At 52.2% G+C, this 1417-nt stretch carries 2 rRNA genes; both read right to left on the bottom strand.

Annotation, left to right across the window (positions count from 1 at the left end):
- Positions 1–6 precede the first annotated feature (6 nt).
- Positions 7–122, bottom strand: a 5S ribosomal RNA gene (rrf, locus tag WG891_RS26545).
- A gap of 113 nt (positions 123–235) precedes the next feature.
- A 23S ribosomal RNA gene (locus WG891_RS26540) occupies positions 236–1417 on the bottom strand; the annotation flags it as partial.

Raw genomic sequence — 1417 nt, 5'->3', positions numbered from 1 at the left:
TTTGATGCCTGGCAGTGTCCTACTCTCGCATGGGGAGACCCCACACTACCATCGGCGCTACGGCGTTTCACTTCTGAGTTCGGCATGGGGTCAGGTGGGACCACCGCGCTATTGCCGCCAGGCAAATTCTGGTTCATTTCAACCGTTGCATTCTTTCTGCAACCATCAAAACCAATCTCGGAACATTCGCTGAAAATTAAATCTACTTCGTCTCTAAAAACACCTTCGGTGTTGTAAGGTTAAGCCTCACGGTTCATTAGTACTGGTTAGCTCAATGCATCGCTGCACTTACACACCCAGCCTATCAACGTCTTAGTCTTAAACGTTCCTTTAGGGTCCTCAAGGGACCAGGGAAGACTCATCTCGAGGCAAGTTTCGTGCTTAGATGCTTTCAGCACTTATCTTTTCCGCACTTAGCTACCGGGCAGTGCCATTGGCATGACAACCCGAACACCAGTGGTGCGTTCACTCCGGTCCTCTCGTACTAGGAGCAACCCCTCTCAATCTTCCAACGCCCACGGCAGATAGGGACCGAACTGTCTCACGACGTTCTAAACCCAGCTCGCGTACCACTTTAAATGGCGAACAGCCATACCCTTGGGACCTACTTCAGCCCCAGGATGTGATGAGCCGACATCGAGGTGCCAAACACCGCCGTCGATATGAACTCTTGGGCGGTATCAGCCTGTTATCCCCGGAGTACCTTTTATCCGTTGAGCGATGGCCCTTCCATTCAGAACCACCGGATCACTAAGACCTACTTTCGTACCTGCTCGAGCCGTCACTCTCGCAGTCAAGCTAGCTTATGCCTTTGCACTAACCTCACGATGTCCGACCGTGATTAGCTAACCTTCGTGCTCCTCCGTTACTCTTTGGGAGGAGACCGCCCCAGTCAAACTACCCACCAGACACTGTCCTCACCCCCGATTAGGGGGCCGAGTTAGAACATCAAACATTAAAGGGTGGTATTTCAAGGTTGGCTCCATGCAGACTGGCGTCCACACTTCAAAGCCTCCCACCTATCCTACACATCAAGGCTCAATGTTCAGTGTCAAGCTATAGTAAAGGTTCACGGGGTCTTTCCGTCTTGCCGCGGGTACACTGCATCTTCACAGCGAGTTCAATTTCACTGAGTCTCGGGTGGAGACAGCCTGGCCATCATTACGCCATTCGTGCAGGTCGGAACTTACCCGACAAGGAATTTCGCTACCTTAGGACCGTTATAGTTACGGCCGCCGTTTACTGGGGCTTCGATCAAGAGCTTCGCGTTGCCGCTAACCCCATCAATTAACCTTCCAGCACCGGGCAGGCGTCACACCGTATACGTCCACTTTCGTGTTTGCACAGTGCTGTGTTTTTATTAAACAGTTGCAGCCAGCTGGTATCTGCGACTGGCTTCAGCTCCAGGAGCAAGTCC

The sequence above is a fragment of the Serratia sp. MMO-28 genome (assembly GCF_037199905.1).
Classification (GTDB): Bacteria; Pseudomonadota; Gammaproteobacteria; order Enterobacterales; family Enterobacteriaceae; genus Chania; species Chania oryzae.
This window is presented reverse-complemented; position numbering and strand designations above follow the sequence as displayed.